The following is a 15,009-nucleotide window of genomic DNA, read 5'->3' on the forward strand; positions in this document are numbered from 1 at the left end:
CGGCGGCACCGGAGCGTCGCCGCGTGGGGGTGCGGGAAGGAGAGCCGGCCGCCGGTCACAGCCCGGTCGAGCCGCTCCCGAAGCGGCGCTCGATATAGTCGGCGACCATCACCTGGAAATCCGCCGCGATCGCCGGGCCGCGCAGCGTCACGGTCTTCTTGCCGTCGACGAAGACCGGCGCGGCGGGCGTCTCGCCGGTGCCGGGCAGGGAAATGCCGATATCGGCGTGCTTGGATTCACCCGGCCCGTTGACGATGCAGCCCATCACCGCGACGTTCAGCGTCTCCACGCCCGGATAGCGCTCGCGCCACACCGGCATGTTGCGGCGAAGGTCGGCCTGGATGGTCTCGGCGAGTTCCTGGAACACCGTGGAGGTGGTGCGGCCGCAGCCGGGGCACGCGGCGACGATCGGCACGAACTGCCGGAAGCCCATGGTCTGCAGCAGTTCCTGCGCGACCTGCACCTCCTGGGTGCGGTCGCCGCCGGGCTTCGGCGTCAGCGAGACGCGGATCGTGTCGCCGATGCCTTCCTGCAGCAGGATCCCCATGGCGGCGGATGAGGCGACGATGCCCTTCGAGCCCATGCCGGCCTCGGTCAGGCCGAGATGCAGCGCGAGGTCGGTGCGCCGCGACAGGTCGCGATAGACCGCGATCAGGTCCTGCACCTGACTGACCTTGGCCGACAGGATGATGCGGTCGCGGCCGAGGCCGATCTCCTCGGCGAGTTCCGCCGACAGCAGCGCCGACTGGATGATCGCCTCGCGGGTGACGGCGCGGGCCGTGCGCGGCACGGGAAGCGCGCTGTTGGCGTCCATCAGCCGCGTCAGCAGTTCCTGGTCGAGCGAGCCCCAGTTCACGCCGATCCGCACCGGCTTGTTCCAGCGGATCGCCATCTCGACGATGTCGGTGAACTGCCGGTCGCGCTTCTCGCGGAAGCCGACATTGCCGGGATTGATGCGGTACTTGGCCAGCGCCTCGGCGCAGGCCGGATGATCGGCGAGCAGCTTGTGGCCGATATAGTGGAAGTCGCCGACCAGCGGCACGTTGACGCCCAGCCGGTCGAGCCGCTCGCGGACCCGCGGCACGGCTGCCGCCGCCTCGTCGCGGTCGACGGTGATGCGGACGATCTCCGAGCCGGCCTTGGCGAGGGCCGCGACCTGCGCCACCGTCGCGTCGACGTCGGCCGTGTCGGTGTTGGTCATCGACTGCACGACAACCGGCGCGCCGCCGCCGACCATCACGCCGCCGACGCGAACGCCCACCGTCTGGCGGCGGGGCGAGGGATCGGCATCGACGAGGTCGATCGGTGTCTGGATGGTCATGGCGAACCCCGAGGGTGCGATTTCACGATGCGAGTTGGCGCCTGCGCGCCGCCTTGTCAATTCACCGCCGTTCGATGTCGGGCGGATGACCGTCGGGCGCGAAGGGTTGCGCCGCCGGTCGCGGCTGCCCTATGGCAGGGCGGACACCCAGTTGGAGCATACCATGGCCGTCGGATACGGACCGATCATCGTCGTCCTCGTCTTCCTCGCGCTGGTCGCGGTCATGCCGGTCTGGCCGTTCTCCCGCCGGTGGGGATACCGGCCGACCATCGTCCTCGGCATCATCCTGACGCTCATCGCGGTCTTCGTGGCGATCGGCGGGTTCGGGCCGCCCTGACGCGTTCGCGCCTTCTTAACCGAAAACTTGCCGCGGCCGCGAGTGCCGCGGAACCGGGACAACCGTTCAAGGGTTTGTGATCGACAATATCGTCAGGCCACGGAACGGACAGCGACCATGAGTCTCGGCACCATCCTTCTCATCATCATCATCCTGCTTCTCGTCGGCGCGCTGCCGACCTGGGGCTACTCCGGCAGCTGGGGCTACGGTCCCTCGGGCATTCTCGGCGTCATCCTGCTGGTGATTCTGGTGCTGCTGCTGATGGGCCGCATCTAGCAGGCCCAGCCGCCGCTACGGGCGGACCTCGCCGGGGCGGCCTTCGGGCCGCTCCGATCCTGGTCTGACCCGGTCGGCATTGCGCACCAGCGGCGTCATGACCAGCAGCACGCCGAGCAGGGCGGCGAGCGTCAGGAACACGGTCGGGAAGCCGAAGCGCTCGGCGGCAAATCCCACCACCGACGGCGCGAACAGCGCGCCGGAATAGCCGAGCGTCGTCGCGATCGAGATGCCGATGCCGGGCTTCAGCCCCGGCAGATTGCCGGCCGCCGAAAAGGCCACCGGGACGACGTTGGCGAGACCCATCCCCATTACCGCGAAGCCGATCAGCACCAGGGCCAGTTCGCCCGACAGCGCGATAACGCAGAGGCCCGCCGAGGCGGTGAACAGCGACACCACCAGCGTCGGCACCGAGCCGAACCGGTCGCGCAGCGGATCCCCGACGAAGCGGAACAGCGCCATCGCCGCCGAGAAGGCCGCGAAGGCAAATCCCGAGGCGGCGACGTCGACGCCGAGATCCTGGCGCAGGAACAATGCGCTCCAGTCGATCGCAACGCCCTCCGGAAAGAACGCGAACAGCGTGAAGATGCCGATGGCCAGGGCCTTCAGCAGGGCCGTGCGGTCGCGCCGTGCCGCCTCGACGATGCCCGCCAGGCCGCCGGCCGGCTTAGCCGCGCCGGTAACGGGCAGCGTCCGGTCGTCGAGGCCGAAGCGGGAGACCGGCCAGAGCAGCGCCAGCGTCACGGCGCCGACGAACAGCGCGTGGCCCTCATGGCCGAGCGCCGCGATCAGCGGCCCGCCGGCTGCCGCCCCGGCGAAACCGCCGAGCGACCAGAAGCCGTGGCAGGACGACATGATCGCCTTGGCGCGGGTCTTCTCCACCGCGATGGCGTTGGCGTTCATCGCGACGTCCATGCCGCCCAGCGTCACGCCGAAGAAGAAGGCGGCGGGCACGGCAAGGACGGTCGCCGGCGCGAAGGCGAGAAACGGCAGGGATGCCGCCAGCAACAGCTGCGTCGCCAGAGTCGGCCGCTTCGACCCGCCCTTGCTGATCGCCATGCCGATCAGCGGCATCGCGGTGAGGGCGCCGAGGCCGAACACCAGGATCAGCAGGCCGAGCGCGGTCTCGCTATAGCCGAGCCGCGCGGCGAGCACCGGCACCTGCGGCGCCCAGCTACCCAGCACGAAGCCGTTGATCAGGAAGGCGATCGACACGGCGAAGCGCGGCCCGGGGAAGGCTAGGCGGGCGGCAGGCCGCGGGGGATTGAGCGGAGTGTTCACGCGAAGTCTCGCTAAGGTCTGAGATGGCGAAACGGCTTCTGCCGTCCCGCGGGATGGGGTCAACGTCGGGCGCGGCGCTTGGTCGCTGCCGCCGCATCGGCGGGTTCCGGGCCGGCATGGCAAATGGCCGTGCCGCGACGCTTAAAAGGGGCCAGCAGGGAGGCCGGGCAGTCGTTCTCGACGAACAGGAGCGAAATTTGCTCGGTCGGGACGACGCGATAGGAACTGGCGGTTCCCAGCTTGTCCGTCGTCGCCGCCACCAGGATACGCGCGGCCCGGGAGGCAATCTCGGCCTTCAGTTCGGCTTCTTCCAGGACATGGCTGGTGACGCCTTGTTCGGCATCGACCCCGCAGGCCCCGAGCACCAGAATGTCCGGGCGGAAAAGCGAAGCGTCAGCCATTGCCTTCGGCCCGAGACATGCGCCCGTTCCCGGGTCAACGCGTCCGCCAAGCAGGATCGTCTCGATGCCGGACCGCTCCATGAGCGCGCTGGCGATCGAAGGCGCGTTGGTGACGACCGCCAGCCCGCAATCTTCGGGTAGGGCTTCGGCGATGGCCAGATTGGTCGAGCCGGCATCGATGAACAGTAACGCGCCCGGCTCGACCGTCTGGGCAAGAGCTCTGGCCAAAGCGGACTTGCGTGACGCCCCTATGCGCTGGCGCTCGGACAGGTTTCCTTCCCTTGGGGCAGCCGGGACTGCTCCGCCGTACACGCGCTGACACTGGCCAGCATCGGCCAGTTCGCGGAGATCGCGCCGGACCGTATCTTCGGAAACGCCGAACCGGTCGGCGAGCTCGGCCGCGAGCACACGACCGTCACTGGCCAGCAGGGCGCGAATCCGTTCCTGTCGTTCGAGAGTGAGAAGAGGTAGAGCCATCTGCCGGCCAATCGTGCATCAATCGGCATGAACATGCACAAACCGGCAGCGGTCGTCAACGGCTCCACGAGACGGCATAGCCCCACCTGTGGCGGCTGGAGGAAAGGCAGCGACCTGACGCGCCGCTTCCCTTCCCCGCAGCCCGGTTATCAGCCCGCGAACACCACCAGCAGGTCCTTGGCGTCGATCTGGGCGCCGGCCGTCACGTGCACCGCCTCGATCGTGCCGTCGCGCTCGGCGTGCAGCGCTGTCTCCATCTTCATCGCCTCGATGGAAAGCAGCACGTCGCCGGCCTTCACGGTCTGTCCGGGCGCCACGGCGAGCGTCGAGACGACGCCCGGCATCGGCGCGCCGACATGGTTCGGGTTGGTCACGTCGGCCTTCGGCCGGACCGCACCGCCGGCGGCGCCGTGGGCCCGGTCCGGCACCTTCACCCGGCGCGGCTGGCCGTTCAGCTCGAAGAACACCGTGCGCATGCCCTTCTCGTCGGTCTCGCCGATGCCGAGGCAGCGCACGACCAGCGTCTTGCCGCGCTCGAGATCGACCAGCACCTCGCCCTCCTGCTCGATGCCGTAGAAATAGGACGGCGTCGGCAGGCGCGAGACCGGGCCGTAGAGCTCCTGCACGGCGGCGAAGTCGGTGAAGACCTTCGGATACATCAGATAGGAGGCGAACTCCTGGTCGCTCAGCTTGCGCTCGAGCTTCTCCTCGATGGCCACGCGCTCGGCGTCGAGGTCGGCATCCTCCAGCAGCGAACCGGGGCGCACGGTGATCGGCGTCTCGCCCTTCAGCACCTTGGCCTGGATGTCGGCGGGCCAGCCCGACGGCGGCTGTCCGAGATCGCCGCGCAGCATCGACACGACGGAATCGGGGAAGGCGAGGTCCTTCTTCGGGTCGAGAACGTCGGCGACGGTGAGGTCCTGGCTGACCATCATCAGCGCCATGTCGCCCACCACCTTCGAGGACGGCGTCACCTTGACGATGTCGCCGAACATCTTGTTCACGTCGGCATAGGTCTGCGCCACCTGGTGCCAGCGCGTCTCGAGGCCGAGCGAACGGGCCTGCTCCTTGAGATTGGTGAACTGGCCGCCGGGCATCTCGTGCAGATAGACCTCCGAGGCGGGGCCCTTCAGATCGCTCTCGAAGGCGGCGTACTGGTTGCGGGTCGCCTCCCAGTAGAAGGAGATCCGCCTGATCGCCTCGGACGACAGGCCGGGGTCGCGCTCGGTGCCCTTCAGCGCCTCGACGATGGAGCCGAGGCAGGGCTGCGAGGTGTTGCCGGAGACCGCGTCCATCGCCGCATCCACCGCGTCGACGCCGGAATCGATGGCGGCCAGCACGGTGGCGGCGGAAATCCCCGACGTGTCGTGGGTGTGGAAGTGGATCGGCAGGCCGACCTCCTCGCGCAGCGCCTTGAACAGGACGCGCGCCGCCGCCGGCTTCAGGAGTCCTGCCATGTCCTTGACGCCGAGGATGTGGGCGCCGGCCGCCTCCATCTCCTTGGCGAGGGCGACGTAGTATTTGAGGTCGTATTTCGAGCGTTCCGGGTCGAACAGGTCGCCGGTGTAGCAGATCGCCCCCTCGCAGAGCTTGCCCGCCTCGCGCACCGCGTCCATCGAGACGCGCATGTTCTCGACCCAGTTCAGGCAGTCGAACACGCGGAACAGGTCGACCCCGCCCTTGGCCGCCTCGGCGACGAAGTGGCGGACGACGTTGTCGGGATAGTTGGTGTAGCCGACGCCGTTGGAGCCGCGCAGCAGCATCTGCAGCAGGATGTTGGGCGCTTTCTCGCGGATCAGCGCGAGCCGCTCCCAGGGATCCTCGGTGAGGAAGCGCATGGCGACGTCGAAGGTGGCGCCGCCCCAGCATTCGAGGCTGAGGAGCTGCGGCAAAGCGCGGGCATAGGCGTCGGCGATGGCGACGATGTCATGGGTGCGCATGCGCGTCGCCAGCAGCGACTGGTGGCCGTCGCGCATCGTGGTGTCGGTGACCAGCACCTCGCGCCGTTCGCGCATCCAGGTGGCGAAGCCCTCGGGGCCGAGCTCGTCGAGCTTCTGCCGCGTGCCGGGGATGATCGGCGCCTCGAACAGCGGCGCCACCGGCGGCGCCTGGTCGGGCGAGGGGCGGGCGCGGTTCTTGGTCTCCGGATGGCCGTTGACGGTGACGTCGGCGAGATAGGTCAGGAGCTTGGTGGCGCGGTCGCGGCGCTTGACCTGCTCGAACAGCGCCGGCGTCTCGTCGATGAACTTGGTGGTGTAGGAATTGTCGCGGAACTTCTCGTGGCCGATGATCGCCTCGAGGAAGGTCAGGTTGGTGGCGACGCCGCGGATGCGGAACTCGCGCAGCGCACGGTCCATGCGGGCGATCGCCTCCTGCGGCGTCGGCGCCCAGGCGGTCACCTTCTCCAGCAGCGGGTCGTAGAAGCGGGTAATCACCGCGCCGGAATAGGCGGTGCCGCCGTCGAGGCGGATGCCGAAGCCGGTGGCGCCGCGATAGGCGGTGATGCGGCCGTAGTCGGGAATGAAATTGTGCTCGGGATCCTCGGTGGTGATCCGGCACTGCAGGGCGTGGCCGTTGAGCTTGATGTCCTCCTGGCGCGGCACGCCGCTCTCCGGCGTGCCGATCGCGGCGCCGTCGAGGATGTGGATCTGCGCCTTGACGATGTCGATGCCGGTGACCTCCTCGGTCACGGTGTGCTCGACCTGGATGCGCGGGTTGACCTCGATGAAGTAGAAGGCGCCGGTGTCGGCATCCATCAGGAACTCGATCGTGCCGGCGCCGACATAGCTTGTGGCATCGGCAAGCTTGCGGCCGTAGCCGGCGATCTCGCGGCGCTGCGCGTCGTCGAGGTACGGCGCCGGCGCCCGCTCCACGACCTTCTGGTTGCGCCGCTGGATCGAGCAGTCACGCTCGAACAGGTCGACGACGTTGCCGTGCGTGTCGCCGAGGATCTGCACCTCGACGTGGCGGGCCCGCTCGACCAGGCGCTCCAGATAGACCTCGTCCTTGCCGAAGGCGGCCATCGCCTCGCGCTTGCCCTCGGTGACCTCGCGCTCGAGGTCCTTCTCGGCGCGGATCACCCGCATGCCGCGGCCGCCGCCGCCCCAGGAGGCCTTCAGCATCACCGGGAAGCCGATCTCGGCGGCCATGCGTCGGACCTCGTCCATGTCGTCCGGCAGCGGCGCGGTGGCGGGCACGACCGGCACGCCCAGTTCGACGGCGAGATTGCGCGCGGCGACCTTGTTGCCGAGCCGGCGCATCGTGTCGGCGGTCGGGCCGATGAAGACGATGCCGGCCTCGGTGCAGGCGTCGACGAATTCCGGGCTCTCGGAGAGCAGGCCGTAGCCGGGATGGATGGCATCGGCGCCGGAGAGCCGCGCCACCCGGATGATCTCCTCGATCGACAGATAGCTCTCGATCGGCCCGAGGTCGCGGGTCAGATGCGGGCCGCGGCCGACCTGGTAGCTCTCGTCGGCCTTGAAGCGGTGCAGCGCGAGCTTGTCCTCCTCCGCCCAGATCGCCACGGTCTTGAGGCCGAGCTCGTTGGCGGCACGGAAGACCCGGATCGCGATTTCCGACCGATTGGCGACGAGTATCTTACGGATGGTCAAGCAACATTCCCCCTTGGTGCCTGGGCCCGCTTATAGAGGCTTCCCGCGGCCGCTCAAGATCGCGCCGGACGCGGCACTTCGCAAGTGCGAACGGCAGGCGGTGCCGCTCAGCGGTTGCGGATCAGCGGAACCCGGTCCGGCCAGTCGGCGACTTCCTTCTCCCGCACGAAGGTGAACAGGCCCGAGACGGCGACGAGGGTCATGCCGGCGAGCGACAGCGCGTCGGGATACTCGCCGAAGAAGCTGGCGCCGATGATCGTCGCCCAGACGATCTGGCTGTACTGCGTCGGCGCCACCCTTGCCGCCGGGGCGAGGCGCGTCGCGAAGACGATGAGCAGATGGCCCATGCCGGCGCAGACGCCGCCGAGGATGAGGATCGGCCAGAGCCCGTGATGCGGCGTCTCGTAGTCGGGGATCATCAGGATGCCGTTGACCAGGATGGCGGCGACCAGCACCGCGCCGATCAGCGTGATGCGCCGCTCCGAGGGCCCCAGCACGCGCAGCACGATGACGGTGATGGCGCCGCTGACGGCGACGCCCAGCGCCGCGAAGTGGCCGGGCAGCACCTCCCGGAAGCCCGGTCGCACCACCAGCAGCACGCCGACCAGCCCGCCCAGCACCGCCAGCCAGCGTCGCCAGCCGATATGCTCCTTGAGCACGAGCCAGGAGAACACCGTGACGAACACCGGCAGCAGGAAGATCAGCGCATAGGCTTCCGCCAGCGGCAGGGTGGTGAAGGCGACGACCCCGAGAATGCCGCCCACCGTGCCGCTGATCATCCTTATGGTCAGGAGGCCGGGCCGCTTTGGCACGAAGACATTGCCCCAGTTGTCCTCCGGCCGCTTGGTGAACAGCGCCGGGAGCAGGGCGAACAGCGACACGAAGAAGCCGATCTCGAAGACCGGCAGGCGATCGCCGACGCCCTTCAGCGCGGCGTCGCCGCACGCGAAGGCGAAGTAGGAGGCGAAGGCCAGGAGAATGCCGGCTTGCATAAGGATGGGCTCGTGGCGGCGGGAGCCCGTCGCCTAGGACGGGTTGGCGCGGCAGCGCAACCGAAATCGTCAGCCAGCCGGATCAAGCGGGAGATTGTGGTCGCAAAACCAGACCCCAGACGCGAAAAAAGGCAGCGAGGGGGAGCTGCCTTTTTCCGTCTGCATCGCGATCGAGGGGGGATGATCGCTTGGGGGTGTCTTAAGAATGCGGACCGAAAAGAAGGGTTCCGAAAAAAAATCGACTGCTGCAGAAATTTTTTTGGGACGGTCATCGCAGGGCCTCCGGAGGGTGCCGTCGCCCATCCTGGCAGGCGGCCTTGAGGGGTCCGCCGGCACGCCGACGGTGACAGGACCGATTCGATCGTTCTAATTGTAACCGTCTCTCGGAGGAGGGGCAGGGATCGCCACGGCCGTGACAGGTCCGTGCGGCAGGGAGACCAGCGGTGACGGCAGGATTCATCGAAGCCCGCTCCGGCCGGCATTACGCGGCCGGCTGGCCCGGGCGCCTGGTGGTTCGTGGCCAGTCGGAGGCGCGCCGGCATTTCGCCGCGATCGACCCGACCCATGTCCTCACCATCAAGGCGCCGGACCTCAGCTATCTCGGCCCACGCGACCTGGCGCCGGAGCGCCAGCTGATCCTCGCCTTCGACGACGTCGACGAGGCGGACGCGGCCGCCGCGCCGGTCCGCGATCACGTGGCGGCGGCCCGTGCCTTCGCGGACGGGCTTTCGGCCGACGCGCGGCTGCTGATCCACGGCCTCCAGGGCGTGCGCCGCGCGCCCGCCATGGCGATAGGCCTGCTGGCGGCGCTGCTGCCCCCGGCGGAAGCGGTGGCAACGGCGCGGGCCGGATGCAGCCAGGCGCCGAGCCCGAACCGCCTCGTCGTCGCGCTGTTCGACGACGCGCTCGGTCTCGGCGGCGCCCTGGTGGAAGCCTGCGACAGCCGCTTCGTGGCGGGCGCCGGATCGCTGCGCTTGCGCGGCGACCAGGCATCCACCAGCTTCGCCTTTGACATGCTCGAGGGCCAAAAAACGGCAGGCGACGAGCCGTCCTGAACGCGGCCGGGCTGCGGCCGCGAGGCACCGGTCCGGTCGCAACCATCGGCTCGACCTTGCGAATCGGCCGCGAAGCCTTTTCCAACGGCCGGGCGATCCCACATAGGCGGGACAGATGACCGAACTTCGCCCCGTCCACGAGACCGTCCGCTTCGATGGGACAAACGTCACCGCGGTGCTGGGCCCCACCAATACCGGCAAGACCTTCCTCGCCATCGAGCGCATGGTCGCCCATTCCTCCGGGACGATCGGCCTGCCGCTGCGCCTGCTCGCCCGCGAGGTCTACCAGAAGGTCTGCGACCGGGTGGGCGTCGGCGCCGTCGCGCTGATCACCGGCGAGGAGAAGATCAAGCCGCCCAACGCGCGCTATTCGGTCTGCACCGTCGAGGCGATGCCGCGCGATCCGGGCACCGCCTTCGTTGCCATCGACGAGGTGCAGCTGGCGAGCGACCTCGAGCGCGGCCACGTCTTCACCGACCGCATCCTGCACGCCCGGGGCCGCGAGGAGACGCTGCTGCTGGGCTCCTCCACCATGCAGGGCGTGCTGCAGCGGCTGCTCAAGGGCATGAACACGGTGACGCGGCCGCGGCTGTCGAACCTCGTCTATGCCGGGTCGAAGAAGATAACCCGCCTGCCGCGGCGCACCGCCATCGTCGCCTTCTCGGCCGAGGAGGTCTATGCCATCGCCGAGCTGATCCGCCGCCAGCGCGGCGGGGCCGCGGTGGTGATGGGCGCGCTGTCGCCGCGAACCCGCAATGCCCAGGTCGAGCTCTACCAGTCGGGCGAGGTGGATTTCCTTGTCGCCACCGACGCGATCGGCATGGGGCTCAATCTCGACGTCGACCACGTCGCCTTCGCGCAGGACTGGAAGTTCGACGGGTTCCAGTACCGCCAGCTGACGCCGGCCGAGTTCGGCCAGATCGCCGGCCGCGCCGGGCGGCATCTGCGCGACGGCACGTTCGGCGTCACCGGCAAGGTGGATCCGCTGCCGCAGGAACTGGTCGAGTCGCTTGAGGCGCACGCCTTCCAGCCGGTCAGGGTGCTGCAGTGGCGCAGCCGCGAATTCGACTTCGCCTCGATCGGCGCGTTGCGCAACAGCCTGGAGGCGCTGCCGCCGTCGCCGTCGCTGTCGCGATCGCTGCCGGCGGTCGACCAGCGGGCGCTGGAATTCCTGTCGAAGGACGCCGCCGTCGCCGACCGCGCCACCACGCCGGCGCGGGTCGAACTGCTGTGGGAGGCTTGCAAGCTGCCGGACTACCGGCGCATCGCGCCGGCCCAGCATGCCGAGATCATCGCCACGATCTACGGCGACCTGACCAGCCGGGGACGGGTCGCGGAAGACTACATGGCGGCGCAGGTGCTGCGCGCCGACCGGGCCGAGGGCGACATCGACACGCTCTCCCAGCGCATCGCCGAGATCCGCACCTGGACCTATATTTCGCACCGGCCGGGATGGCTGGCCGATCCGACACACTGGCAGGAAAAGACGCGGGAGGTCGAAGACCGGCTTTCCGACGCTCTTCACGACAGGTTGACGAAACGCTTCGTAGACCGCAGGACAAGCGTCTTGATGAGACGGTTGAGAGAGAATGCGGTAATGGAAGCTGAAATCGGCAGCGACGGAACGGTGGTGGTCGAGGGCCACCCTGTCGGGGAGCTGCAGGGATTCAGGTTCACCCTGGACGGCCGGACCGAGGGAACGGACGGCAAGGCCGTGCGCGCCGCTTCGCAGAAGGCACTGGCCGGCGAGTTCGAAAAGCGCGCCGAGCGCTTCGCCAACGCGCCGAACGGCGATCTGGCGCTGGCCTCGGACGGGCTGGTGCGCTGGCTCGGCGCGCCGATCGCCTCGCTTGCCGCCAGCGACGACGTGCTCGCGCCGAAGGTGGTGCTGCTCGCCGACGAGCAGCTGACCGGGCCGGCGCGCGACAAGGTCGCCTCGCGGGCCGAGCGCTTCGTCACCTACCAGGTCTCCACCGTGCTGAAGCCGCTCGCGGACCTGAAGTCCGCCGAGGCGCTGCAGGGCACGGCAAAGGGCATCGCCTACCGGCTCTACGAAAATCTCGGCACCCTGCAGCGGCGCGACGTCGCCGAGGAGGTCCGCGCCTTGGAGCAGGACGCCCGCGCGGCGCTACGGCGCTGCGGCGTGCGCTTCGGCGCCTACCACATCTTCGTGCCGGCGCTGATCAAGCCGGCCCCGGCCGCGCTGATCACGCTGCTCTGGGCGATCAAGAACGACGGGCGCGAGCGCCCCGGCTACGGCGAGGCGACGCATCTCCTGGCGACCGGCCGCACCTCGGCCGTCGCCGACGCGAGCTTCGATCCGGTGTTCTACGGCCTTGCGGGCTATCGCCTGCTCGGCCGGCGCGCGGTGCGCGTCGACATACTGGAGCGGCTCGCCGACCTGATCCGCCCGGCGCTCGCCTGGAAGCCCGGCACCGGCAAGCGACCGGACGGCGCCTATAACGGCGCGCAGTTCCTGGTGACCCCGGCGATGATGTCGATTCTCGGCGCCACCGCCGAGGACATGGAAGAAATCCTCAAGGGCCTCGGCTACCGGCCGGAAGGCATGGAAGCCCCGGCCGTCGAGGCCGAATTGCAGCGGCTCGACGCCGAGGCCGTCGCGGCGGAAGCCGCCGCGCGCCAGGAAGCGGCCCGCAAGGCGGCGGAGGCGGCCGCCACGGCGGACGCGCCGCAGCCCGCGACGGGCGACGCGGCATCCGGCGAAGAGACCGCGCCGGAAGCGGCGGGCGACACGGTCGCCGCTGCCGAGGACGCGCCCGAGACGGCCGCGCCGGAAGCGTCGGGCAACGATGCGGCGTCCCTCGGCATCGTGGCCGACGAAGAGCCCGCTACTGAGGCTGCCTCGCCGGCCGGTGCAGACGCGGCCGGCGAGCCGGCCGCTGCAGCGCCCGACGCGGCGGCGACGGCATCCGAACCGGCGGCACCGGCGGACGAGGCGTCTCCGGTCGTCGCGTCCGATGCCCCGGCGGCCGCAACGCCCGAGGTCGCGGCCCTGGTCGACGAGGCCGTCAGCACGCTCGAGGAAGCGGTCGGCCCCGCAAAGGACACTGCGACGGCGGCCCCCGCCGCCGCCGAGCCCGCTGCCGCCGACACGGCGGAAGCCGCCGCGCCTGAGCCGGCCGCGCCGGAGCCCGCCCGGATCATCCAGGTCTGGCGGCCGCAGCGCGCCGGCGGCCGTCCGAACCAGCGCCCCGGCCAGAATCGCGGCAGGGGCCGCGGCGCCGGCAACGAGCGTGGCGGCGAACGCAACGCAGCGCCCGAGGGCGAGCGTCCGGCCCGCGAGCGTGGCACGGCGCAGCGCACCGGCGACAAGGAGGGCGGCGGCAAGTTCGCCGGCGGCAAGGGCCGCGGACGGCCCGACAAGTCGCGTCCCGACAAGGACTGGAAGAAGGATCGTGCCGGCGGCGAGGAGCGCCAGTCGCGCCGCTTCGAGCAGCCGCAGCAGGCCAAGCCCCAGCGCGTCGCCGACCCCGATTCGCCCTTCGCCAAGCTCGCGGCGCTCCGGGACAAGCTCGGCAAGTAGGATGGACCGGCGGCGCGATGGCTGAAACCGGGCAGCGCGTCGACAAATGGCTGTTCTTCGCCCGCGTGGCGAAGTCGCGCAGCCTCGCCCAGAAGCTGGTCCAGGCGGGCGCCGTCCGGGTCAATCGCGACAAGATCGACAGTGCGGCCCGGCTGGTGCGGCCCGGCGACACGCTGACGCTCAGCCTGAAGAGCGGCATCCGCATCCTCACGGTCCGCGACCCGGGCGTCCGGCGCGGCCCGGCCAGCGAGGCGGCGGGCCTGTTCGAGGACATCACCCCGCCGGGGCCGAAGCCAGGGGACCTGCCTGCCGAACCGGAGACCGGCTACCGGCCGTCCGACCGCCCGCCGACCAAGCGCGAACGCCGCCAGCTCGACCGGCTCAGGGACGAAAGCTAGAAGTGGGGGACGCCCCGGGCGGGGCGCCGCAGACCGGCGCCGCGGACGGGCGCCGGCCGGGCGGGCTCAGTCGCCCTGGCCGGGTTCCGGCGAGAAGTACTTCTCGAACTTGCCTTCCTCGCCGTCATGCTCCTTGGCGTCGCCCGGCGCTTCCCGCTTGATCGTGATGTTCGGCCACTTCTCGGCATATTCGGTGTTGATCTTCAGCCACTTGTCGAGACCCGGCTCGGTGTCGGGCTTGATCGCCTCGGCGGGACATTCCGGCTCGCAGACACCGCAGTCGATGCACTCGTCGGGATGGATGACGAGCATGTTGTCGCCTTCGTAGAAGCAGTCGACCGGGCACACCTCCACGCAATCCATGTATTTGCAGCGGATGCAGTTGTCGGTCACGACATAGGTCATGGACGGTCCCTCGGCATGGCCCGGGCGAGCGCCGGGCCGGTCGTCAGCCGTGCCGGCAATACCGGCGACAGCCGGCATCCGCACGCTTCGGCCCGGAGTTAGACGCTCGCCGAAAGGCTGACAAGGGCAAAGCATGTCGCGCAAGGCCGCTGTTGGCGAAACGCATTCCCCGGGATGCGCGGCGCCGATCCTGCAGGCCGCCGGCCCGCCGATGCTTCCGCCGGTCGGCGACACGTGGCGCGAAGGCCCGCCGTTTCGGCGTGCGGCCTCGAGGGCGGGGTCCGGGGCGGCGCGATGGCTCGGGGCGGCGGGTCCCGGGGGGAGCGAAAGTGAGGCCGGTTCACCGAAGCGTGTCGAGAAAAAGCTCGCTGACTGATTGCGGCGGCGCAAAATCGCCCGCCTCTGCCGCCAGGATGCCTCTGTCCGCCAGGGGAGGCGTTTCGTGCAGTTCTCCGACCTCAGTCTTGTCTTGCAGATCGTCACGGCGCTGGTCTCGTCGTGGATCTCGCTGCTGGTGATCTGGGCGCTCGCCATCGAGATCTTCTCGTCGCCGCGGGCGGTACGGCGGGCGCGCACGCTGCGGGCCTTCGCCACGCTGGGCCCCGCCTGGCTGATCGTCCAGGGCTACGTGATCGCGATCGCCAAGTGGTTCGGGACCCAGAACAGCATTTCCTGGATCGGGCTCGCCGAGCTGGTCTGGGCGCTGACCCCGGGGCTGAACCTTCTCTACGCCTATGACTGGGGCCTCGAGCTGATCGCCTTCATGGCGGCGTTCTTCGCCGCCCTGTTCGGGATCTGGGGCGGCTAGCTCCGGCAAGCGGGCAAAGTGCCCTTCGTCGCAAATGGCTCGAAAGAATGGTGATCCCGACTGGATTTGAACCAGTGACCCTCAGATTAGGAATATGGTGTCC

Annotated in this window: 12 protein-coding genes; 6 read left to right on the forward strand and 6 right to left on the reverse strand. The window is 69.6% G+C overall.

Annotation, left to right across the window (positions count from 1 at the left end; genetic code table 11):
• Positions 1-55: 55 nt before the first annotated feature.
• Positions 56-1,321 carry a flavodoxin-dependent (E)-4-hydroxy-3-methylbut-2-enyl-diphosphate synthase gene (gene ispG, locus LXB15_RS01350; protein ID WP_233950510.1) on the reverse strand — a complete coding sequence of 422 codons (1,266 nt, stop codon included), beginning with the start codon at positions 1,319-1,321 and terminating at the stop codon, positions 56-58.
• 163 nt (positions 1,322-1,484) lie between these two features.
• Here ispG and LXB15_RS01355 point away from each other — a divergent pair, with 163 nt between their 5' ends.
• Both LXB15_RS01355 and LXB15_RS01360 read left to right on the forward strand, forming a co-directional pair.
• Positions 1,485-1,658 carry a DUF3309 family protein gene (locus LXB15_RS01355; protein ID WP_233950511.1) on the forward strand — a complete coding sequence of 58 codons (174 nt, stop codon included), beginning with the start codon at positions 1,485-1,487 and terminating at the stop codon, positions 1,656-1,658.
• A gap of 117 nt (positions 1,659-1,775) precedes the next feature.
• On the forward strand, positions 1,776-1,934 hold the full coding sequence (locus LXB15_RS01360) for a DUF3309 family protein (RefSeq protein ID WP_233950512.1): 159 nt from the start codon (positions 1,776-1,778) through the stop codon (positions 1,932-1,934).
• Positions 1,935-1,949: 15 nt separating this feature from the next.
• Here LXB15_RS01360 and LXB15_RS01365 read toward each other — a convergent pair whose 3' ends face one another.
• The 4 genes from LXB15_RS01365 to LXB15_RS01380 form a co-directional block, all read right to left on the reverse strand.
• Positions 1,950-3,215, reverse strand: coding sequence for an MFS transporter (locus LXB15_RS01365; RefSeq protein ID WP_233950513.1), 1,266 nt, complete (start codon positions 3,213-3,215; stop codon positions 1,950-1,952).
• Positions 3,216-3,274: 59 nt separating this feature from the next.
• A complete protein-coding gene (locus tag LXB15_RS01370; RefSeq protein WP_233950514.1) occupies positions 3,275-4,093 on the reverse strand; it encodes a DeoR/GlpR family DNA-binding transcription regulator in 819 nt (272 codons plus the stop codon).
• 149 nt (positions 4,094-4,242) lie between these two features.
• The gene (gene pyc, locus LXB15_RS01375) at positions 4,243-7,704 is read right to left on the reverse strand and encodes a pyruvate carboxylase (RefSeq protein ID WP_233950515.1); all 3,462 of its coding nucleotides are present in this window, start codon (positions 7,702-7,704) and stop codon (positions 4,243-4,245) included.
• A 107-nt stretch (positions 7,705-7,811) separates the two neighbouring features.
• The gene (locus tag LXB15_RS01380; protein ID WP_233950516.1) at positions 7,812-8,696 is read right to left on the reverse strand and encodes a DMT family transporter; all 885 of its coding nucleotides are present in this window, start codon (positions 8,694-8,696) and stop codon (positions 7,812-7,814) included.
• A 443-nt stretch (positions 8,697-9,139) separates the two neighbouring features.
• Between LXB15_RS01380 and LXB15_RS01385 the strand changes: the two genes are divergently transcribed.
• From LXB15_RS01385 to LXB15_RS01395, 3 genes are all read left to right on the forward strand, one after another.
• Complete coding sequence (locus tag LXB15_RS01385) at positions 9,140-9,751, forward strand: phosphatase (protein WP_233950517.1); 612 nt, start codon at positions 9,140-9,142, stop codon at positions 9,749-9,751.
• A gap of 115 nt (positions 9,752-9,866) precedes the next feature.
• On the forward strand, positions 9,867-13,295 hold the full coding sequence (locus LXB15_RS01390) for a helicase-related protein (protein WP_233950518.1): 3,429 nt from the start codon (positions 9,867-9,869) through the stop codon (positions 13,293-13,295).
• A gap of 17 nt (positions 13,296-13,312) precedes the next feature.
• Complete coding sequence (locus tag LXB15_RS01395; protein WP_233950519.1) at positions 13,313-13,693, forward strand: RNA-binding S4 domain-containing protein; 381 nt, start codon at positions 13,313-13,315, stop codon at positions 13,691-13,693.
• Between the two features lie 66 nt (positions 13,694-13,759).
• Here LXB15_RS01395 and fdxA read toward each other — a convergent pair whose 3' ends face one another.
• Positions 13,760-14,098 carry a ferredoxin FdxA gene (gene fdxA, locus LXB15_RS01400; RefSeq protein WP_183208161.1) on the reverse strand — a complete coding sequence of 113 codons (339 nt, stop codon included), beginning with the start codon at positions 14,096-14,098 and terminating at the stop codon, positions 13,760-13,762.
• A gap of 442 nt (positions 14,099-14,540) precedes the next feature.
• Here fdxA and LXB15_RS01405 point away from each other — a divergent pair, with 442 nt between their 5' ends.
• On the forward strand, positions 14,541-14,906 hold the full coding sequence (locus tag LXB15_RS01405) for a hypothetical protein (RefSeq protein WP_233950520.1): 366 nt from the start codon (positions 14,541-14,543) through the stop codon (positions 14,904-14,906).
• Positions 14,907-15,009 lie beyond the last annotated feature (103 nt).

The sequence above is a fragment of the Aurantimonas sp. HBX-1 genome (assembly GCF_021391535.1).
GTDB lineage: Bacteria > Pseudomonadota > Alphaproteobacteria > Rhizobiales > Rhizobiaceae > Aurantimonas.

Bases quoted from the DNA above. Each gene is read 5' to 3' on its own strand.
- LXB15_RS01355 (WP_233950511.1), top strand. From the start codon at position 1,485: ATGGCCGTCGGATACGGACCGATCATCGTCGTCCTCGTCTTCCTCGCG.
- LXB15_RS01380 (WP_233950516.1), bottom strand. From the start codon at position 8,696: ATGCAAGCCGGCATTCTCCTGGCCTTCGCCTCCTACTTCGCCTTCGCG.
- fdxA (WP_183208161.1), bottom strand. From the start codon at position 14,098: ATGACCTATGTCGTGACCGACAACTGCATCCGCTGCAAATACATGGAT.
- LXB15_RS01360 (WP_233950512.1), top strand. From the start codon at position 1,776: ATGAGTCTCGGCACCATCCTTCTCATCATCATCATCCTGCTTCTCGTC.
- LXB15_RS01370 (WP_233950514.1), bottom strand. From the start codon at position 4,093: ATGGCTCTACCTCTTCTCACTCTCGAACGACAGGAACGGATTCGCGCC.
- LXB15_RS01395 (WP_233950519.1), top strand. From the start codon at position 13,313: ATGGCTGAAACCGGGCAGCGCGTCGACAAATGGCTGTTCTTCGCCCGC.
- LXB15_RS01390 (WP_233950518.1), top strand. From the start codon at position 9,867: ATGACCGAACTTCGCCCCGTCCACGAGACCGTCCGCTTCGATGGGACA.
- ispG (WP_233950510.1), bottom strand. From the start codon at position 1,321: ATGACCATCCAGACACCGATCGACCTCGTCGATGCCGATCCCTCGCCC.